Origin of the sequence: Methylobacterium radiodurans (assembly GCF_003173735.1) — a bacterium.
Lineage (GTDB): Bacteria > Pseudomonadota > Alphaproteobacteria > Rhizobiales > Beijerinckiaceae > Methylobacterium > Methylobacterium radiodurans.
This window is the reverse complement of record NZ_CP029551.1, coordinates 3,821,199-3,840,083: the sequence shown is the minus strand read 5'-3', so window position 1 is coordinate 3,840,083 and position 18,885 is coordinate 3,821,199. Positions and strand designations below refer to the sequence as shown.

The following is an 18,885-nucleotide window of genomic DNA, read 5'->3' as shown; positions in this document are numbered from 1 at the left end:
CGGCGGAGAGAGGGGGTTCCGCACGGAAGGGGCGCCTCACCCCAACACCCGCGGCATCCGGAACGGCAGCATGAAGCGCACGAGCGGGTTGGTCAGCCGGGTCAACGACAGGCTCTCGTGGACCGGGCGGACGGCCTCGCCTCCGAGCCGGGCGGAGAGCAGCGAGCGGGAATAGAACGGCGTGTCCTCGAAGGTCCGCAGCACTCGCGCCTGCCCGTCGTCGCTGCGGGTCGGGCGGGGCATCCGCCAGAATCGCGTCGGGGCCAGCGCGGCGGCGCGCGGCGGCGCGATCTCCCGGCGGGCGCCGTCGCGGGCGAAGCGCAGGGCGAGATCCTGCGCGCTCCCGTCGCGGCGGCGCACGTCGTAGAGGATCGCCGCGCCGTTCGAGAGGTCGGCCCGGCACCACGACCAGTCGGTGAAGGCGTCCTCCAGGGGCTCGTCGCCCGCGTTGGTGTCGAAGTAGCCGGTGCCGCGCCAGCTGAGGCCCGGCTCGGAGAGGTCCACCTCGACGCGGGACGACGGCGCGATCGGCCACCAGCGGTGGCGCCCGGCCGCATCGAGCGTGAAGGGCCCGGCGGTGATGCCCTCGGGGAAGAGCCGCACCGTGCCGCGGATCGGGCGCGGGAGCGGCGCCCCCCGCTCGTCGATGCGCACGGTGAGCGCGGTCCCGTCCCAGGCGAGCGCGCTCGGCCCGATCGCGAGGTGCGCTGCCCCCCGGTCGAGGGCGGGTGCCCGCCGCTCTGTCAGGGCGAAGCGGCCGGGCGTCCCGTACAGCACCACGTTGAGGGCGCAGTGGTCGAGCGGGTTCCGGGTCGGATCGAGGGCGTAGTAGGTCGAGAAGACCGAGCCGACGAAGGCGATGAGGGTGAGGCCGTGCCGCCCGTCCGCGCTCAGGGCGTCGACGTACCACCAGACATAGCCGCCCCGCGCGACCGCGCCGTCGAAGCGGAGCGGTGATCTGAGAGAATCGCCCGCGCCGCGAGCCCCCCCGAGAGCGCCGCCATCGGCACCCCCGGGCCCGGATGCACGCTGCCCCCCGCCAGGTAGAGCCCCGGCAGGGCGGAGCGCGCCCCCGGCCGCCGGAAGGTCGCGGTCGAGCCCCGGGACGCCCGTCCGTAGAGCGCTCCCTTCGTCCCCGGGAACAGGGCCGCGAACCCCGCCGGCCCGGTCGTGACCGGCGGGCTCGTGTCCGTCAGGCTCAGCCCGAAGGCGGCGAGCCGCATCCGCAGATTCGTCGCGCATCGTTCGATCTCCGGCGGCGTAGGGCCCTCCGGCCCGTCGGCCGGGGCATTGACGAGGAGGAGCAGGCGCTCGGGGCCCTGAGGCGCGGCGCAGGCGTCGTCGCGATCCTGCGCGCAGACGTAGACCGTGGGCGCCTCGGGCAGCCGGCGCTCCCGGAGGATCTCATCGAACTCGGCCCGGTAATCGGGCGCGAAGAACACCGTGTGGTGGGCGAGCGGGAAGCCCGAGACGGTGGCGCGCGCGCAGAGCGTCACCGCCGAGAGCGAGCGCTCCTGGGGCTCCAGGCGCTCGCCCGCGGGCGCGGCTTCCGGCCCGAGCAGGCCTGCGCCGAGCGCCGCCGCGTCGGCGTTGCAGACCACCGCGTCGGCGGGGACGCGCTCGCCGTCGGCGAGATCCACCCCCACGACGCGCCCGCCCGAGACCGCGAGGCGGGCGACCTCCGCGCCGTAGCGCAGGCGCGCGCCCCGCTCGGCGGCGAGATCGGCGACCGCGCGGGCGAGGGCGCTGAGCCCCCCCTCCACGGTCCAGACGCCCGCCTGCTCGACATGGGCCACCAGCATCAGGGTGGCGGGCGCCTCGAAGGGCGAGGAGCCGCAATAGGTCGCGTAGCGGGCAAACAGCTGGCGCAGGCGCGGATCGCGAAAATCGTCGGCCAGCGCCGACCACAGGGTAGCGAAGGGCTGGATCCGCCAGAGCCGCGGCAGGCCCCACGGCCCGACCCGCAGGGCGAGGTCCACGGCGCTCGGCCGGTCGTCGCGGATGAAGGGGCCCTCCAGCGTCTCGTAGACCTCCCGCGAGCGGGCGCAGAAACGGCGGTAGCCCTCCGCCTCGCGGGGTCCCGCAAACGCCCGGATCGCCTCGGCCGAGGCGTCGATGTCGGCGAAGAGGTCGAGCCGCGAGCCGTCCTCCCAGGCGTGGCGGGCGAGCAGCCGCGCCGGGGTGAGGCGCAGCCGCGCGTCGAGCGCGGCGCCGCAATCGCGGAAGAGTTCGTCCAGCACCCAGCGCATGGTCAGGACGGTGGGGCCGGCCTCCACACCGAGCCCGCCGACATCGAGGCTGCGCATCTTGCCGCCCGGAGCGGCGCCGCGCTCCAGCACGGTCACGTCGAGGCCGGCCTGGGCGAGGCGGAGCGCGGCGGCGAGCCCGCCGATCCCGGCGCCGATCACCGCGACGCGCATCGGTGCCCGCCTGGCAGCGTCCCTTCACCCGCAGAAGGGGGAGGAAGAGCGCGCGGGCAATCCGCCCGCGAGATGTGAACGCCGCCGGGAAGCGGACGGGCTGTCTGCATCGGCCGGCTCCGCTCGGTTCGACGACCACGCGCCGCAGAAGAACAGGCTTGATCCGAGGCCAAAGCAATGTCAACTCATATTGACACTTGCTTCGTCACTTCAATTAGACAGGAGCGGCGCCATGGATCCCGGTCGACGGATCGAGACGGCCCTTGAATTGGCGGTGTCCTCGGCGGAGGCGCCCGGCGCGCCGCCGCTGCTGGCGGAGGCGATCCGCTACGCGGTCTTTCCCGGCGGACACCGGATCCGGCCACGCCTCTGCCTCGCGGTGGCCCGGGCCTGCGGCGACGACGATCCCGAAGCCGCGGACGCGGCCGCCGCGGCGATCGAGCTCCTGCACTGCGCCTCCCTGGTCCACGACGACCTGCCCTGCTTCGACGACGCAGCCCTCCGCCGCGGCAAGCCCGCCGTCCACGTGGCCTACGGCCCGGCACTCGCGGTGCTCACCGGCGACGCGCTGATCGTAGGCGCCTTCGAGGCGCTCGCCCGCGGCGCGGCGCGGCGCCCGGCCCGGCTCGCGGGCCTCGTCGGGCTGATCGCCCGGGCGGCGGGCGCGCCCCACGGCATCGTGGCGGGGCAGGCCTGGGAATCGGAGGCGCACGTCGCGCTCTCCGATTACCAGCAGGCCAAGACCGGGGCGCTCTTCGCCGCCGCCACGGTGGCGGGGGCGGCCGCCGCAGGCGCCCGGCCGCTGCCCTGGCGGCTCCTGGGCGAGTGCCTGGGCGAGGCCTACCAGGTCGCCGACGACCTGCGCGACGTCGCCTGCCGCCAGGAGGAGATCGGCAAGCCGGCCGGGCGCGACGTGACGCTCGGCCGCCCGAACGCAGCCGCGCTGCTGGGCCTCACCGGCGCGCTCGCGCGGCTGGAGCGGCTCTCGGCGGAGGCGGTCGCGGTGATCCCGGACTGCCCCGGCGCGGAGGCGCTGCGGGTCGAGATCGAGGCGCAGACGCGGCTGTTCCTGCCCGAACGCTTGCGCGCCGATCCCCGCGCCGCCGCGGTGGCCTGATGGAGGCCGGGGTCGCTCCGGCCCCACCGCTGCCCCCGGGCCGGGGCGCGCGCTGGCTGGTCCCCTGGCGCGCGCGCTGGCTCACGCGCTGGCTCACGCGCTGGCTCTCTTGGCGCAACGCCCGCATCGCCAGCCCGGCCTTCCAGCGCTGGGCGGCGGGCTTCCCCCTGACGCGCCGGGTCGCGCGGTCCGAGACCCGGGCCCTGTTCGATCTCTGCGCCGGCTTCGTCTACGCGCAGGTGCTGTTCGCCTGCGTGCAGCTCGACCTGTTCCGGATCCTGGCGGCGGGCCCGCAGGGCGGCGACGCGCTGGCGCGCCGCCTCGCGCTGCCGCCCGAGCGGATGCTGGTGCTGCTGCGGGCCGCCGTCTCCCTGAAGCTGCTGCGGGCGCTGCCGGACGGGCGCTTCGCGCTGGCCGATCTCGGCGCGGCGCTGCTGGGCAACCCGGGCGTCGCCCGGATGATCGAGCACCACGCCCTGCTCTACGCCGACCTCGCCGACCCGGTGGCGCTGCTGCGGGGACGGGGCGGGACGACGCAGCTCGCCGGCTACTGGCCCTACGCCGCCGAATCGGCCGGAGCCGCGGACGGATCCGCCGGGACCGCGGCCGAATCGGCCGAGTCGGCCGCCTCGCACGGGACGGCGCTCCGGCCCGAGGCCGTCGCGCCCTATGGCGGGCTGATGGCGGCCTCGCAGGCGCTGATCGCCGAGGACGTGCTCGAGGCCTATCCGTTCCGGCGGCACCGGGCGCTCCTCGATGTCGGGGGCGGGGAGGGGGCCTTCCTGACCGCGGTGGCCTCCCGCGCGCCCGGCCTGCGGCTCGGCCTGTTCGACCTCCCAGCCGTGGCAGCGCGCGCGGCCCTGCGGCTGGAGGAGGCCGGGCTCGGCCACCGCGCCGCCTGCCACGGGGGCAGCTTCCACCGCGATCCCCTGCCCCGGGGAGCCGATCTCGCGACGCTCGTGCGCGTGCTGCACGACCACGACGACGGGCCGGCGCTCGCGCTGCTCCGGGCGATCCACGATGCCCTGCCCCCGGGCGGCACCCTGCTGGTGGCCGAGCCGATGGCCGGCACGCCCGGGGCCGAGCCCGTCGGCGACGCCTATTTCGGCCTCTACCTCCTGGCGATGGGCAGCGGCCGGCCCCGCCGGGCCGACGAGATCCGGGCGCTGCTGACGGCGGCGGGGTTCGACCGCATCGCCGAGCGCCGCACCCGCCGCCCGCTCCTGGTCCGGCTCATCCGGGCAAGGCGCCCGTGATCCCCGGGCGGAGGGGCAGCGTGGCGGCGCGGATCCCTTTTTGTCCGGTCCGGGACCGAGCGGACGTTAATTCAGGTTGACGCTGTTGAGTGTCAATATAAGATGACACATCCGATCTCGGTCGGCCACGGACGCGAAAGATCCAGACCATGGACACCCTCGCCGTCGTTCTCGAACAGCCCGAGCGCCTCGCGCTCAGCCGCCTGGCGCTGACGCCCGCGGGGCCGCTCGACGCGGTGGTGGAGATCGCCTGGAGCGGGATCAGCACCGGCACCGAGCGGCTGCTCTGGTCGGGCCGGATGCCGCCCTTCCCGGGTCTCGGCTACCCCCTGGTGCCCGGCTACGAATCGGTCGGCACGGTCGTCTCGGGCCCGCCGGATTCCGGCCTCCGGCCGGGCGACAGCGTGTTCGTGCCGGGCGCCCGCTGCTTCGGGCCGGTGCGCGGCCTGTTCGGGGGCGCGGCCTCGCACTTGGTGGTGCCGGCCGCCCGCCTCGTTCCGGTCGATCCCGGCCTCGGGCCCCGGGCCTGCCTGCTGGCGCTCGCCGCCACCGCGCAGCACGCTCTGGGGCCCATCACGCCGGGGGAACGGCCCCTCATCGTCGGGCACGGCGTGCTCGGGCGCCTGCTCGCGCGGCTGACCCGGCTCGCGGGCGCGGAACCCACCGTGTGGGAGACCGATCCCGCCCGCATGGCCGGCGCGCACGGCTACCCGGTCCTCGTGCCCGAGGACGACCCGCGGACCGACTACGCCCGGATCACCGACGTCAGCGGCGATGCCGCCGGGCTCGACCGACTGATCGCGCGTCTCGCTCCCGGGGGCGAGATCGTGCTGGCGGGCTTCTACGAGGCGCCGCTCGCCTTCGCCTTCCCGCCGGCCTTCGCCCGCGAGGCCCGCATCCGCGTCGCCGCCGAGTGGCGGCCCGACGACCTCGCGAGCGCGACCGCGCTGGCACGCGCCGGGCGCCTGTCGCTCGACGGGCTGATCACCCACCAGGCCCCGGCGGTGGAGGCGCACGCGGCCTACCGCACCGCCTTCACCGACCCGGCCTGCCTGAAGATGGTGCTCGACTGGAGGGCAACCGCATGAACCTGCACCTCAACACGGCGGCGCTCCGCGCGGAGGCCGCGGTCGAGCCCGACGCGCCCGCGACCGGGGAAGCCAAGCGCGAGACCCAGATCATCGCGATCTACGGCAAGGGCGGCATCGGCAAGTCGTTCACGCTGGCCAACCTGTCCTACATGCTGGCGCGCCAGGGCAAGCGGGTGCTGCTGATCGGCTGCGACCCGAAGAGCGACACCACCTCGCTGCTCTTCGGCGGGCGCGCCTGCCCGACCATCATCGAGACCTCGACGAAGAAGAAGCTCGCGGGCGAGCAGGTCGCGATCGGCGACGTCTGCTTCAAGCGCGACGGGGTCTTCGCGATGGAGCTCGGCGGCCCGGAGGTGGGCCGCGGCTGCGGCGGGCGCGGCATCATCCACGGCTTCGAGCTCTTGGAGAAGCTCGGCTTCCACGACTGGGGCTTCGACTACGTGCTGCTCGATTTCCTCGGCGACGTGGTCTGCGGCGGCTTCGGCCTGCCGATCGCCCGGGACATGTGCCAGAAGGTGATCGTGGTCGGCTCGAACGACCTGCAATCGCTCTACGTCGCCAACAACGTCTGCTCGGCGGTCGAGTATTTCCGCAAGCTCGGCGGCAATGTCGGCGTCGGCGGCCTCGTGATCAACAAGGACGACGGCACCGGCGAGGCGCAGGCCTTCGCGGAGGCCGCCGGCATCCCGGTGCTCGCCGCGATCCCGGCCGACGAGGACATCCGGCGCAAGAGCGCGAACTACCAGATCGTGGCCGAGCCCGACGGGCGCTGGGGCCCGCTCTTCGCGGAACTCGCGGCCAATGTCGGGGCGGCTTTGCCCCACCGCCCCCGCCCCCTCAGCCAGGACGCGCTGCTCGGCCTGTTCTCGGGCGAGACGGTCGGGCGCGACGTGGTGCTGGAGCCGGCCTCGCTGGCCGACATGTGCGGCGTCGAGATCGCGCAGAAGCCCTCCCTCGAAGTCGTCTACGACGAGGGCTGAGCGCATGGCCGTCTCCCTCGACATCGCGGACCTGCGGGCGCGGCGGCGGCCCGCCGAGATCCCCCCGGCACCGGAGCAGGGCGCCGCGCCGGAACCCGGCTCCGCCGACGGCCTCGGCTGCCACGGCGGCAAGGCGACGCTGCGGGCCGCCGCCGAGGCGGCCGGTCTCTCCGAGACGCTCGCGACCTACCGCCGGGACTACCCGGCCGGCCCCCACGACCAGCCGCAGAGCATGTGCCCGGCCTTCGGGGCGCTGCGGGTGGGCCTGCGCATGCGCCGCACCGCGACGCTGCTCTCAGGCAGCGCCTGCTGCGTCTACGGCCTGACCTTCACGGCGCATTTCTACGGCGCGCGCCGCAGCGTCGGCTACGTGCCGTTCAACTCCGAGACGCTCGTCACCGGCAAGCTGTTCGAGGACATCCGCGAGGCGGTCCACGAGGTCGCCGGAGCGGGCGAGCACGACGCCGTGGTGGTGATCAACCTCTGCGTGCCGACCGCCTCCGGCGTGCCGCTCCGGCTCCTGCCCAAGGCGATCGACGGGGTGCGGATCATCGGCATCGACGTGCCGGGCTTCGGCGTGCCGACCCACGCGGAGGCCAAGGACGTGCTGGCCGGCGCGATGCTGGCCTATGCCCGCCAGGAGGCCGAGCGAGGCCCGGTGGCCGCCCCCCGCGGCGGCCGCTCGGAGCGCCCGAGCGTGACGCTGCTCGGCGAGATGTTCCCGGCCGACCCGGTGGTGATCGGCGCGCTCCTCGAGCCGCTCGGCCTCTCGGCCGGTCCCGTGGTGCCGACGCGCGAGTGGCGCGAGCTCTACGCCGCGCTCGACGGCGCGGCGGTCGCGGCCATCCACCCGTTCTACGCGGCGAGCGTGCGCGAGTTCGAGGCGGCCGGGCGGCCGGTGGTGGGCTCGGCCCCCGTCGGCCACGACGGCACCGCGGACTGGCTCGAGGCCATCGGCAAGGCCTGCGACGTGACGCCCGCCGTGATCGCGGCGGCGAAGGCCCGCCTGCTGCCGCCGATCCGCGCCGCGATCGCCGCGAACCCGATCCGCGGCCGGATCACGCTGTCGGGCTACGAGGGCTCGGAGCTGCTGGTCGCGCGCCTCCTCGTCGAGAGCGGCGCGGAGGTGCCCTATGTCGGCACCGCCTGCCCGCGCACGCCCTGGTCCGAGCCCGACCGGGCCTGGCTGGAAGAGCGCGGCGTCGCGGTGCGCTTCCGCGCCTCGCTGGAGGACGATCTGGCGGCGCTCGCCGCCTTCCGGCCCGACCTCGCGATCGGCACGACGCCGGTCGTGCAGAAGGCCAAGGAGGGTGGCACGCCGGCCCTCTACTTCACCAACCTGATCTCGGCCCGGCCCCTGATGGGCGTGGCGGGCGCGGGCTCGCTCGCCCAGGTCGTCAACGCGGCCATCGCCGGCCGCGACCGCTTCGCGGCGATGCGCGGCTTCTTCGAGGGCGTCGGCACCGGCCACGCCGCGGGGATCTGGCAGGAGCGTCCGCAGGTGAAGGCCGCCGTGAAGGCGCAGCGCGCGCCCGAGCGCCCGATCGGGGAGATGGCCTGATGCTCGTCCTCGATCACGACCGGGCCGGAGGCTACTGGGGCGCCGTCTACGTCTTCGCGGCGGTCAAGGGCCTGCAGGTCGTCATCGACGGGCCCGTCGGCTGCGAGAACCTGCCGGTCACCGCGGTGCTGCACTACACCGATGGGCTTCCTCCCCACGAGCTGCCGATCGTGGTGACGGGGCTCGCCGAGGAGGAGCTCGGCCGCCACGGCACAGAGGGCGCGATGAAGCGCGCCCACGCGACGCTCGACCCGACGCAGCCCAGCGTGGTCGTCACCGGCTCGATCGCCGAGATGATCGGCGGCGGCGTCACCCCCGAGGGCACCGGGCTGCAGCGCTTCCTGCCCCGCACCATCGACGAGGACCAGTGGCAGGCCGCCGATCGGGCGATGTCCTGGCTCTGGCAGGAATACGGGGCCAAGCGCTACGCCAAGAAGGGCATCCCGAAGCGGCCCGAGCGCAAGGAAGGCGAGCGGCCCCGGGTCAACATCGTCGGCCCGGCCTACGGCAGCTTCAACATGCCGAGCGATCTGGCCGAGATCCGCCGGCTGGTCGAGGGGATCGGCGCCGAGGTCAACCTGACCTTCCCGCTGGGCTGCCACCTCTCGGAGGTTCCCCGCCTCGTCGAGGCCGACGCCTCGATCTGCCTCTACGGCGAGTTCGGCCCGGCGCTGTGCGAGAGCCTGGAGCGACCGTGGCTGCGCGCCCCGATCGGTGTGCTCGCCACCACCAAGTTCCTGCGGGCCCTGGGCGAGATCCTGGGCCTCGACCCCGAGTCCTTCATCGAGCAGGAGCGCCACACCACGATCAAGCCGGTCTGGGACCTCTGGCGCTCGGTGACGCAGGACTTCTTCGGCACGGCGAGCTTCGGCATCGTGGCGACCGAGACCTACGCGCGCGGCGTGCGCCGCTTCCTCGCCGACGAGATGGGCCTGCCCTGCCAGTTCGCCTTCGGGCGCCAGCCGGGCCGGAAGCCCGACAACCAGGCGGTGCGCGCGGCGATCCACGAGCGGCCCCCGCTCGTGCTGCTGGGCTCCTACAACGAGCGCCAGTACCTCGCCGAGGCGGGGGGCCGCGCGGCCTACATCCCGGCCTCGTTCCCCGGCGCGATCGTGCGGCGGCACACCGGCACGCCCTTCATGGGCTACGCGGGCGCGACCTACCTCGTGCAGGAGGTCTGCAACGCGCTCTTCGACGCGCTCTTCCACATCCTGCCGCTGGGACGCGACCTCGACGCGGTGGTCCCGACACCCGCGCGCGAGCAGGGCGAACTCGCCTGGGAGGAGCCCGCCCGTGCGCGCCTCGACGCGCTGGTCGCGGCCGAGCCGGTGCTGGTGCGGATCTCGGCGGCCAAGCGCCTGCGCGACGCCGCCGAGCGCCTCGCCCGCCGCCGCGGCGCCGCGCGGGTCGCCGCAGACCATGTCGAGAACGCGCGCGCGGAGGCACCCGCATGAGCGCCGCGCTTGCACTTCCGCCGCTCCCCGTTCCCGCGCGTCCCACCGGGCGCGTCCCCCCGCCGGAGACCCGAGCCATGCTGAGACCGATGCCCGCCACGGCCCGCCTGCACCGGGAGGCCGTGCAGTTCCGGATCCTGCTCGGGCTGACCTACCCGCTCTTCCTGGCGGCGGCCCTGGTCCAGCGGCTGCGCGGTCCGGCGCGGCCGGCGCTCGCGCCCCGCCGCACGGTGTTCGGCGAGGCCCGGGCGATGGCCGCCCAGGCCGTGCCCTTCGCATTCATGGGCTGAGATCTTGGGCTGACAGGCCCGACCATTCCGGGCCGCCTCGCGGCCCCGCGACGCTTCCGTCCGGTGCATCCGGGGAAGGCCCGCCGAGATCGCCTCGGGTCCCGGCGGGGTCCGCCGCCTCCGATCGGAGCGGCCAAGCAACGGAGGTTCGACCGATGGCAAGCGGAACACAGACCGGGTCCCATCCCGGCACGACACTCGAGAGACCGAGCAGCCTGTCCGGGCTGACGGAAGCGGAAGCCAAGGAGTTCCACGCGATCTTCCTGACGAGCTTCATCGTCTTCACGGCGATCGCCGTGGTAGCCCACATCCTGGTCTGGCTGTGGCGGCCCTGGCTGCCCGGGCCGCAGGGCTACGCGTCCCTGGAGGGCGTGGGCGAGGCGGCCCGCGCGCTCACCACGCTCATCGGCTGAGGAGGATCCCGTGCACAAGATCTGGCTCCTGTTCGATCCGCGCCGGACGCTGGTGGCTCTGTTCACCTTCCTGTTCGTGCTGGCGCTGCTGATCCACTTCATCCTGCTCTCGACGGACCGGTTCAACTGGCTGGAGGGGCCCAAGCGCTCCGCCCAGGCGCAGAGCCTCGTCCTGCCGCAGATGCCGGCTTGACCGACCGGCCGCGGCGCCCCGGCGCCGCGGCCCACATCCAGTCCCACGCCTAGACCGGACTAGACCCGTCCCGGGAGGAGACGCGCCATGGCGATGCTGAGCTTCGAGCGCAAATACAGGGTCCGGGGCGGCACGCTCCTGGGCGGAGACCTGTTCGACTTCTGGGTCGGGCCCTTCTACGTCGGCTTCTTCGGGGTCACGACGCTCTTCTTCTCGGTGCTCGGCACCGCGCTGATCCTCTACGGAGCGGCGATCGGGCCGACCTGGAACATCTGGCAGATCAACATCGCGCCGCCGGACCTGAAATACGGGCTGGCGCTGGCGCCGCTCAAGGAGGGCGGCCTCTGGCAGATCATCACGATCTGCGCGATCGGGGCCTTCGCGTCCTGGGCGCTGCGCGAGGTCGAGATCTGCCGCAAGCTCGGCATCGGCTACCACGTGCCCTTCGCCTTCTCGGTGGCGATCTTCGCCTACGTGGTCCTGGTGGTGGTGCGGCCCTTCCTGATGGGCGCCTGGGGCTACGGCTTCCCGTACGGGATCCTGAGCCACCTCGATTGGGTATCCAACACCGGATACCAGTATCTCCACTTCCACTACAATCCGGCGCACATGCTCGCGGTGACGTTCTTCTTCACCACGACCTTCGCGCTGGCGCTGCACGGCTCGCTGATCCTGTCCTCGACGAATCCGCCGAAGGACGACGACGTGGTCAAGACGCCCGAGCACGAGGACACGTTCTTCCGCGACACGATCGGCTACTCGATCGGCACGCTCGGCATCCACCGGCTCGGCCTGTTCCTGGCGCTCTCGGCCGGCTTCTGGAGCGCGGTCTGCATCGTGATCAGCGGCCCGTTCTGGACCCGCGGCTGGCCCGAATGGTGGGGCTGGTGGCTCAATCTTCCGGTCTGGCGCTGAAGGGGAGGGGGTCGTGGCCTACTACCAGAACATCTTCACCCAGGTTCAGGTGCGCCCGGTCGTGCCGGAGCACGGCATCCCGGTCGCGGTCGATGCCCGCGTGGGCAAGCCCTTCAACAGCTACCTGTTCGGGCTGATCGGCAACAGCCAGGTCGGGCCGATCTACGGCGGCTATCTCGGCGCGCTCTCGCTCGCCTGCGGGCTGATCGCCTTCGAGATCATCGGCCTCAACATGTGGGCTTCCGTGAACTGGGACCCGGTCCAGTTCGTGCGCCAGCTCCCCTGGCTGGCGCTGGAGCCGCCGCTGCCGAAGCACGGGCTCAAGGTGCTGCCACCCTTGAACGAGGGCGGCTGGTGGCTGATCGCCGGCTTCTTCCTCACCGCCTCGATCCTGCTCTGGTGGCTCCGGCTCTACCGGCGGGCCCGCGCCTTGGGCCTCGGCACCCACGTGCCGTGGGCCTTCGCCTCGGCCATCTGGCTCTACCTCGTGCTGGGCTTCATCCGGCCGCTGATGATGGGCTCATGGTCGGAGGCGGTGCCCTTCGGCATCCTGCCACACCTCGACTGGACCGCGGCCTTCTCGCTGCGCTACGGCAACCTCTTCTACAACCCCTTCCACATGCTCTCGATCGTCTTCCTGTACGGGTCGACGCTGCTCTTCGCGATGCACGGAGGCACGATCCTCGCCTGCTCGCGCTACGGGGCCGAGCGCGAGATCGACCAGATCGTCAACCGTGGCACGGCCACCGAGCGCGCCGCCCTGTTCTGGCGCTGGACCATGGGCTTCAACGCCACCATGGAATCCGTCCACCGCTGGGCCTGGTGGTTCGCGGTGCTCACCACGCTCACCGGCGGCATCGGCATCCTGCTCACCGGCACCGTGGTCGACAACTGGTATCTCTGGGCGGTCAAGCACGGCGTCGCGCCGGCCTACCCGGAGGTGTTCGGCCCGATCCAGGATCCCCTCAAAGCGCCGGGAGGCACGCCATGAAGACGATCGGCGTCATCGTCGCGGGCGTCGTGGCCCTGTTCCTCACGATCGCGCAGTTCGGCACGGCGGGCTGGACGCGGCCCCCGATGCTCAACCAACAGCACGGCTTCCGCGGCACCGGCATGGACGTCATCCAGACCAGGGCCGGGGCCGCGGAGATCAAGGCGGCGAACGTCGCCCCGGCCCCGGCCGACAAGGTCGAGGCGGGCACCGACAAGGCCGGCGCGGTCTACGAGAACGTGAAGGTGCTCCAGGACCTCCCCGTGGAGGAGTTCAACCGCCTCATGGTCTCGATGACCGAGTGGGTCTCGCCCCAGCAGGGCTGCACCTACTGCCACAACACCGAGAACATGGCGGACGACAGCCTCTACCAGAAGCGGGTCGCCCGCCGGATGCTGCAGATGACGCAGCACATCAACACGACCTGGAAGGAGAAGCATGTCGGCGAGGCCGGCGTGACCTGCTACACCTGCCACCGCGGCAACCCGGTGCCGGCCCATGTCTGGTTCGATTCGCCGAGCCCGACGCGGGGCTTCGTCGCCCGCAACAACGGCCAGAACCTCGCGACGCCGTCCACGGGCCTCGCCTCGCTGCCCTACACCTACCTGCAGGACTTCCTGGCCAAGCCCGAGGCCGACCAGGGCGCGATCCGGGTGAACGCCACGACGGCCCTGCCCGAGAGCCCCGGCAAGCCGATCCAGTCGGCCGAGCGCACCTTCGCGCTGATGATCCACATGTCGGAATCGCTCGGGGTGAACTGCACCTACTGCCACAACACCCGGGCGGTGGCGGAGTGGTCGCAGAGCGCGCCGCAGCGCACCCTCGCCTGGCACGCGATCCGCATGGTGCGCGACCTCAACGCCGACTACCTGACGCCGCTCACCGGCGTGTTCCCACCGAACCGCCTCGGGCCCAAGGGCGACGCGCCGAAACTCAACTGCGCGACCTGCCATAACGGTCAGAGCAAGCCGCTCGGCGGGGCGCACGTGATCGAGGCCTATCCGGAACTCGCCGTGGCACCCGCGACCACGAGCGGACCGCAGGGGGTGCCGGTGCCGGCGGCGCAGTAGGTCCGGCCGCCTCCCCCGACGCGGGGGAGGCGGGACGCGAGGCCCGGCCCGGGCCGGCTACGGTGCCGGCTACTCGGCCGCCATCTTCGCGGCCCGGGTCGCCTCGGTCGTGCCGGGCTCGCCCGGCATCGCCTGTGTGCTGAATTGCGGCTGTGGGCGGAGCGTCCCGTCCGGGCTCTCGACATCGACCGCGGCGGGCAGGAACTGCGCGAGCGTCACCGGCACACGCTCCGGCCGCAGGCCGAGGTCGTGGGCGAAGGCCGCGGCGACGGCGGGCGGGAGGACGCGGGCGAAGGCCTCGGCGGGGACGGCCGCGTTCGGGCCCCGGCCGAGCCAGGACTCCACGGCCGCGCCGTGACCCTCCGCCCGCAGGGCGTCCAGCAGGGCGGGCAGGCCGCCGGGGAAGAACTTCGCCGCGGCGAGCGCAAGGCCGTCCGCGCCCTTGGCGTCGAGGGCTCGCTCCAGTCTCGCGCCGAGCCCCCCGAAGATCGTCGTCACGCTGCCGAGCACGCCCATCCTCCGCCGTTGCGGTGCCGCAGCGGCACCGTGCGGTCACAAGGTCGGGCGCGCTGCAGCAGCGGCAAGTGCGTCATCGTACACGCCGCGGGGCCCGCACCGGGTGAGCGCGGACTCCGTCCGGCAAAGGCGCCGGCGCCGCCGGCACCGCCCGGCCGGTCCGCACGCCGGGATACGCACGCCGGAACATGCCGGAACATGCCGGTCGGGCTCCGATTGGCCCCGTATGCTTCGCGGATCGCTGCACCTCCCGGCCCTCGCCCTCCTGCTCGCCGCACCCGCCGCCCTGGCGCGGGGATCGGGCCCGTCCGCCCCCGGAGGCGGCAGCGTCGCCGCGCAGATCGGCGGGGGATACAACCCGGGCGCTTCCACCGGCTCGACCGGCCTGCAGGGACCGGGCGCCGGAGGCGGAGGTGTCGGCGGTGGCACGGCGCCGAGCGGGGGCGTCGGTGCGCTGTCCGGCGGTGCCGGCGCCGGACAGCGCCCGCCGGGCGGACAGGTCGGCGCAGGCAGCGCCACCGGCACGGGAGCCGGTGCGCAGGACATGAGCACCGGCACGCGCCCACCCGAGCCCGCGTCGGACCGCCCCATGCGCCGCGAACCGGCTTCCAACGGACCGGCCGGCTGCGCCTTCGGCCTTCCGCGCTGAGACCCTCCGAGACCGCCCAGGCGGCCCAGGAAACCCCTTCCCACACCGCCAGCACCGAGAGGGCCGGCGCGCGATTCGTATTAATTCTGCCACACTGTTGTGGCCCCGCATCGGGGATGGTGCGCACGCGAGACAGATCACAGGAGACGCCCCCCGTGCCCCCCGGCGAGGCCGCCGAGGCGACGCGGCCGGACCCGCGCGGGCCGGGCTGGATCGGCGCCGTCGTGGTGGTCACGGCGCTGGTCTCGGCCACCATCACCTTCCTGATCCTGGCCGGCGTCATCCGGGTGACGCCGACGCCCACGATCGGCGTGACGCTGCTCGCCATCAACGTCGCGCTGGTGCTGGGCCTCGGCGTCATCATCGCCTGGGAGGCGCGCGTCTTCCTCATGGCGCGCCGGGCCAACGCCGCGGTGGCGCGGCTGCACACCCGCATCGTCGGCCTGTTCAGCCTGATCGCGATCCTGCCCACCATCCTGCTGGCGGTCGTGGCCTCGATCACGATCGACCGCGGCCTCTCGCTCGGCTTCACCGACCGGGTGCGCGACGTGGTGCTGAAATCCGTGGAGGTGGCCGACGCCTACCAGGAGAACCAGTGCCAGAGCCTCGCCCGCGAGATCCGCATCCTCAACGACGACCTGACGCGGGCGCGGCCGAACTTCGACGTGAACCGGGCCTGGTTCGAGAACTTCCTCACGACGCGCGCGACCAATCTCGGCCTGCCGGTCGCCCAGATCATGCGGGGCCCGACCGAGGTGGTGGCCCGCGCGAAGATCGACGTGCTGAAGTCGACGCGCCTGCCCTCGGCAGCGGCCTTCGCGGACGCCGCCAAGTCGAACGACCCGATCTGCCTGCTGCCCACCGAGGGCCGGGTCTTCGCCGCGCTCCTGCGGATGCCCGCCTACGACGACGCCGTCCTCATGGTGCAGCGGGAGGTGAGCCAGCTCGCCATCGATTTCCCGGGCGTGTCGCGGGCGGCGGCGGCCGAGTACCTCACCTACGACTCGCTGCGGCGCCAGATCCAGATCACCTTCGCGTCGATCTTCGTGCTGATCGCCCTGATGGCGCTGCTCTCGGCGGTGTGGTTCGGCATGAACTTCGCCAACCGCTTCGTCGCCCCGATCCGCCGGCTCATCAACGCCGCCGACCAGGTCGCCTCGGGCAACTTCTACGCTCAGGTCCCGGCCCGCAAATCCGACGGCGACCTCGCGCATCTGGGCGCCAGCTTCAACAAGATGACGCAGGAGTTGCGCCGCCAGCATGCCGGGCTCACCGCGGCCAACGAACTGATCGACAGCCGCCGCCGCTTCACCGAGGCGGTGCTGTCGGGCGTCTCGCCGGGCGTCATCGGCATCGACGCGGGCGGCTTCGCCACCATCGCCAACCCGGCCGCCGAGCGGATGCTCGATCTCGCGGGCGAGGCGCTGGTCGGGCAGCGGCTCGCCCAGGCCGTGCCGGAACTCGGCCCCGTGCTCGCCGAGGGCGAGAGCCGGCAGCGCGCCGTGCAGCAGCAGATCCAGCTGACCCGGGCGGGGCGCGAGCGCACCGTCACGGTGCGGGTGACGAGCGAGCAGGCCCACGGGGCGGCCCGCGGCTCCGTGGTGACGCTCGACGACATCACCGACCTCGTCTCGGCCCAGCGCACCTCGGCCTGGGCGGATGTCGCCCGCCGCATCGCCCACGAGATCAAGAACCCGCTGACGCCGATCCAGCTCTCGGCCGAGCGCATCCGGCGCAAGTACGGCAAGGTCATCACCGCCGACCGCGAGGTGTTCGACCAGTGCACGGCGACCATCGTGCGCCAAGTCGACGAGATCAAGCGCATGGTCGACGAGTTCTCCTCCTTCGCGCGGATGCCCAAGCCCGCGATCGCCGAGAACGACCTCACCGAGATCGCCAAGCAGAACCTGTTCATGATGCGGGTGGCCCACCCGGAGATCGACTTCGCCTTCTCGACCGCCGGGGACGGGTCCGAGCGCATCACCGCGGCCTTCGACATCCGGCTCCTGTCCCAGGCCATCACCAACATCCTGAAGAACGCCGTCGAGGCGGTGATCGAGGTGCCGGAGGCTGTGCTGGGCCGCGGCCGGATCAGCCTGGACCTCGCCGTCGAGGATGGCTTCGCGGTGATCAGCATCACCGACAACGGCAAGGGATTTCCCGCCGAGGGGCGCCAGCGCCTGCTCGAGCCCTACATGACGACCCGCGAGGGTGGGACGGGCCTCGGGCTCGCCATCGTCAGCAAGGTGCTGGAGGAGCACGGCGGGGGGATCGAACTCAACGACAATCCGGCAGGCCGCGGCGGCCAGGTGCGCATGCGGGTCCCGCGCGCGCAAGCGGCCGACGCGTCGCCGACCGGTTCGGCACAACCCGACAAGACCCCTCAGACAGCGGCCACGACAGTGGAGAAGGGCGCCGCGCGGACGGCCCCCCAGATCGCGGAGATCACCAGATGAGCGCCGACATCCTGATCGTGGACGACGAGGCCGACATCCGCGACCTCGTGGCGGGCATCCTCGACGACGAGGGCCATCGCTGCCGCACGGCCGGCGGCTCGGACGAGGCGCTGGCCGCCATCGAGGCCAGGCGCCCCCACCTCGTCTTCCTCGACATCTGGCTGCAGGGCTCGCGCCTCGACGGTCTGCAGGTGCTCGACCTGATCAAGGCCGGCCACCCGGACCTGCCGGTGGTGATGATCTCGGGCCACGGCAACATCGAGACCGCGGTCTCGGCCATCAAGGCGGGCGCCTACGACTTCATCGAGAAGCCGTTCAAGGCCGACCGGCTGATCCTGGTGGCCGAGCGCGCGCTGGAGGCCTCGCGCCTCAAGCGCGAGGTGCGCGACCTCAAGGCGCGTTCAGGGCACGCCAGCCGCATCGTCGGCACCTCGGTGACGGCGAACCAATTGCGCCAGACCATCGAGCGCGTGGCCCCCACCAACGCCCGGGTGATGATCACGGGGGCGCTGGGCTCGGGCAAGGAACTCGCCGCGCGCTCGCTGCACCGGGCCTCGGCGCGCGCCAACGGCCCCTTCGTGCTGCTCAACGCCGCCGCGATCCTGCCCGAGACGATGGAGGCGGAGCTGTTCGGCGTCGAGGGCGATGCGGGCCGCCGGGTCGGCGCGCTCGAGGAGGCGCATGGCGGCACGCTCTACCTCGACGAGGTGGCCGACATGCCGCGCGAGACGCAGAACCGCATCCTGCGCGTCCTCGTCGACCAGAATTTCCAGCGGGTCGGCGGCACGACGCGCGTCCACGTCGATGTCCGCATCATCTCCTCCTCCTCGAAGGACCTTGCCGAGGAGATCGCCGGCGGCCGCTTCCGCGAGGACCTGTTCCACCGCCTCTCGGTGGTGCCGATCCGCGTGCCCGCGCTCTCCGAGCGGCGCGAGGACGTGCCGGAGCTGATCCAGTTCTTCATGGACAACATCTCGGCCCAGACCGGCCTGCCGAAGCGGCGCATCGCCGAGGACGCGATGGCCGTGCTCCAGTCGCACAACTGGCCGGGCAACATCCGCCAGCTCAAGAACAACGTCGAGCGGCTGATGATCCTGACCCAGGCCGACCCGGAGCAGGAGGTCACCTCCGAGATGCTCCCCTCCGAGATCGGCGCGCTGGTGCCGACCACGCCCGCAGGCTCGGGCGGCGAGAAGCTGATGAGCCTGGCACTGCGCGAGGCCCGCGAGATCTTCGAGCGCGAGTATCTCGTGGCCCAGATCGCCCGCTTCTCCGGCAACATCTCGCGAACCGCGGAATTCATCGGCATGGAGCGCTCGGCTCTCCACCGGAAGTTGAAGTCCCTCGGAATCGGCCCTTGAGGGGTACCGCGCGCTGTGGAAGTCCTGATGAGGGCGGCTCTTTCGTCACCGGAGGCCGCGGCCGCGCCCTTGCATCGGCCGAGGCTTTGCCGGTGTAATGTTTTCCGACATCGCGCCGGGTCCCCCGGGGGGGGGCGCTTCGCGGACCGAAT

General features: G+C 73.0%; 18 protein-coding genes. 15 read left to right on the top strand and 3 right to left on the bottom strand.

Annotation, left to right across the window (positions count from 1 at the left end; all coding sequences use genetic code 11):
• Positions 1-36 precede the first annotated feature (36 nt).
• On the bottom strand, positions 37-894 hold the full coding sequence (locus DK427_RS17920) for a carotenoid 1,2-hydratase (protein ID WP_109954249.1): 858 nt from the start codon (positions 892-894) through the stop codon (positions 37-39).
• Positions 891-2,420, bottom strand: coding sequence for a 1-hydroxycarotenoid 3,4-desaturase CrtD (gene crtD / locus DK427_RS17915; protein WP_109952447.1), 1,530 nt, complete (start codon positions 2,418-2,420; stop codon positions 891-893). The genes DK427_RS17920 and crtD overlap by 4 nt, the downstream gene beginning before the upstream one ends.
• A gap of 232 nt (positions 2,421-2,652) precedes the next feature.
• On the opposite strand from crtD, the gene DK427_RS17910 reads away from it, so the two are divergent.
• From DK427_RS17910 to pufC, 12 genes are all read left to right on the top strand, one after another.
• The gene (locus tag DK427_RS17910; protein ID WP_109952446.1) at positions 2,653-3,537 is read left to right on the top strand and encodes a polyprenyl synthetase family protein; all 885 of its coding nucleotides are present in this window, start codon (positions 2,653-2,655) and stop codon (positions 3,535-3,537) included.
• Positions 3,537-4,793, top strand: coding sequence for a methyltransferase (locus DK427_RS17905; RefSeq protein ID WP_109952445.1), 1,257 nt, complete (start codon positions 3,537-3,539; stop codon positions 4,791-4,793). The genes DK427_RS17910 and DK427_RS17905 overlap by 1 nt, the downstream gene beginning before the upstream one ends.
• 149 nt (positions 4,794-4,942) lie before the next feature.
• Positions 4,943-5,881 (top strand): chlorophyll synthesis pathway protein BchC, encoded by a 939-nt coding sequence (gene bchC / locus DK427_RS17900; protein WP_109952444.1) that lies wholly within the window; start codon positions 4,943-4,945, stop codon positions 5,879-5,881.
• Complete coding sequence (locus DK427_RS17895; protein WP_109952443.1) at positions 5,878-6,864, top strand: chlorophyllide a reductase iron protein subunit X; 987 nt, start codon at positions 5,878-5,880, stop codon at positions 6,862-6,864. Before bchC ends, DK427_RS17895 begins: the two co-directional genes overlap by 4 nt.
• Positions 6,865-6,868: 4 nt before the next feature.
• Entirely contained in the window at positions 6,869-8,425 is a 1,557-nt protein-coding gene (gene bchY, locus DK427_RS17890; RefSeq protein WP_109952442.1) for a chlorophyllide a reductase subunit Y, read from the top strand.
• Positions 8,425-9,879: a chlorophyllide a reductase subunit Z gene (gene bchZ, locus DK427_RS17885; protein WP_109952441.1), complete on the top strand. Its 1,455-nt coding sequence runs from the start codon at positions 8,425-8,427 to the stop codon at positions 9,877-9,879. The genes bchY and bchZ overlap by 1 nt, the downstream gene beginning before the upstream one ends.
• Positions 9,880-9,956: 77 nt before the next feature.
• Positions 9,957-10,169, top strand: a complete 213-nt coding sequence (locus DK427_RS17880; RefSeq protein ID WP_245930619.1) for a hypothetical protein — start codon at positions 9,957-9,959, stop codon at positions 10,167-10,169.
• A 155-nt stretch (positions 10,170-10,324) separates the two neighbouring features.
• Entirely contained in the window at positions 10,325-10,582 is a 258-nt protein-coding gene (gene pufB, locus DK427_RS17875) for a light-harvesting antenna LH1, beta subunit (protein WP_109952440.1), read from the top strand.
• Between the two features lie 10 nt (positions 10,583-10,592).
• On the top strand, positions 10,593-10,775 hold the full coding sequence (gene pufA, locus DK427_RS17870; RefSeq protein ID WP_109952439.1) for a light-harvesting antenna LH1, alpha subunit: 183 nt from the start codon (positions 10,593-10,595) through the stop codon (positions 10,773-10,775).
• Between the two features lie 87 nt (positions 10,776-10,862).
• Positions 10,863-11,690 carry a photosynthetic reaction center subunit L gene (pufL, locus tag DK427_RS17865; protein WP_109952438.1) on the top strand — a complete coding sequence of 276 codons (828 nt, stop codon included), beginning with the start codon at positions 10,863-10,865 and terminating at the stop codon, positions 11,688-11,690.
• 13 nt (positions 11,691-11,703) lie between these two features.
• Positions 11,704-12,681, top strand: a complete 978-nt coding sequence (gene pufM / locus DK427_RS17860) for a photosynthetic reaction center subunit M (RefSeq protein ID WP_109952437.1) — start codon at positions 11,704-11,706, stop codon at positions 12,679-12,681.
• Positions 12,678-13,751, top strand: a complete 1,074-nt coding sequence (gene pufC, locus DK427_RS17855; protein WP_109952436.1) for a photosynthetic reaction center cytochrome PufC — start codon at positions 12,678-12,680, stop codon at positions 13,749-13,751. Before pufM ends, pufC begins: the two co-directional genes overlap by 4 nt.
• A 69-nt stretch (positions 13,752-13,820) precedes the next feature.
• Here pufC and DK427_RS26435 read toward each other — a convergent pair whose 3' ends face one another.
• Positions 13,821-14,267, bottom strand: coding sequence for a YidB family protein (locus DK427_RS26435; protein WP_245930618.1), 447 nt, complete (start codon positions 14,265-14,267; stop codon positions 13,821-13,823).
• 226 nt (positions 14,268-14,493) lie between these two features.
• Here DK427_RS26435 and DK427_RS17845 point away from each other — a divergent pair, with 226 nt between their 5' ends.
• From DK427_RS17845 to ntrX, 3 genes are all read left to right on the top strand, one after another.
• Complete coding sequence (locus DK427_RS17845; protein WP_109952435.1) at positions 14,494-14,916, top strand: hypothetical protein; 423 nt, start codon at positions 14,494-14,496, stop codon at positions 14,914-14,916.
• Between the two features lie 116 nt (positions 14,917-15,032).
• Positions 15,033-17,372 carry a sensor histidine kinase NtrY-like gene (locus DK427_RS17840; protein ID WP_109952434.1) on the top strand — a complete coding sequence of 780 codons (2,340 nt, stop codon included), beginning with the start codon at positions 15,033-15,035 and terminating at the stop codon, positions 17,370-17,372.
• Positions 17,369-18,733, top strand: a complete 1,365-nt coding sequence (gene ntrX / locus DK427_RS17835; protein WP_109952433.1) for a nitrogen assimilation response regulator NtrX — start codon at positions 17,369-17,371, stop codon at positions 18,731-18,733. The genes DK427_RS17840 and ntrX overlap by 4 nt, the downstream gene beginning before the upstream one ends.
• Positions 18,734-18,885: the final 152 nt, after the last annotated feature.

Bases quoted from the DNA above. Each gene is read 5' to 3' on its own strand.
- pufL (WP_109952438.1), top strand. From the start codon at position 10,863: ATGGCGATGCTGAGCTTCGAGCGCAAATACAGGGTCCGGGGCGGCACG.
- pufB (WP_109952440.1), top strand. From the start codon at position 10,325: ATGGCAAGCGGAACACAGACCGGGTCCCATCCCGGCACGACACTCGAG.
- DK427_RS17905 (WP_109952445.1), top strand. From the start codon at position 3,537: ATGGAGGCCGGGGTCGCTCCGGCCCCACCGCTGCCCCCGGGCCGGGGC.
- DK427_RS26435 (WP_245930618.1), bottom strand. From the start codon at position 14,267: ATGGGCGTGCTCGGCAGCGTGACGACGATCTTCGGGGGGCTCGGCGCG.
- ntrX (WP_109952433.1), top strand. From the start codon at position 17,369: ATGAGCGCCGACATCCTGATCGTGGACGACGAGGCCGACATCCGCGAC.
- DK427_RS17840 (WP_109952434.1), top strand. From the start codon at position 15,033: ATGGTGCGCACGCGAGACAGATCACAGGAGACGCCCCCCGTGCCCCCC.
- bchC (WP_109952444.1), top strand. From the start codon at position 4,943: ATGGACACCCTCGCCGTCGTTCTCGAACAGCCCGAGCGCCTCGCGCTC.
- DK427_RS17895 (WP_109952443.1), top strand. From the start codon at position 5,878: ATGAACCTGCACCTCAACACGGCGGCGCTCCGCGCGGAGGCCGCGGTC.
- crtD (WP_109952447.1), bottom strand. From the start codon at position 2,420: ATGCGCGTCGCGGTGATCGGCGCCGGGATCGGCGGGCTCGCCGCCGCG.
- DK427_RS17910 (WP_109952446.1), top strand. From the start codon at position 2,653: ATGGATCCCGGTCGACGGATCGAGACGGCCCTTGAATTGGCGGTGTCC.
- DK427_RS17845 (WP_109952435.1), top strand. From the start codon at position 14,494: ATGCTTCGCGGATCGCTGCACCTCCCGGCCCTCGCCCTCCTGCTCGCC.
- pufC (WP_109952436.1), top strand. From the start codon at position 12,678: ATGAAGACGATCGGCGTCATCGTCGCGGGCGTCGTGGCCCTGTTCCTC.
- bchZ (WP_109952441.1), top strand. From the start codon at position 8,425: ATGCTCGTCCTCGATCACGACCGGGCCGGAGGCTACTGGGGCGCCGTC.
- bchY (WP_109952442.1), top strand. From the start codon at position 6,869: ATGGCCGTCTCCCTCGACATCGCGGACCTGCGGGCGCGGCGGCGGCCC.
- DK427_RS17880 (WP_245930619.1), top strand. From the start codon at position 9,957: ATGCTGAGACCGATGCCCGCCACGGCCCGCCTGCACCGGGAGGCCGTG.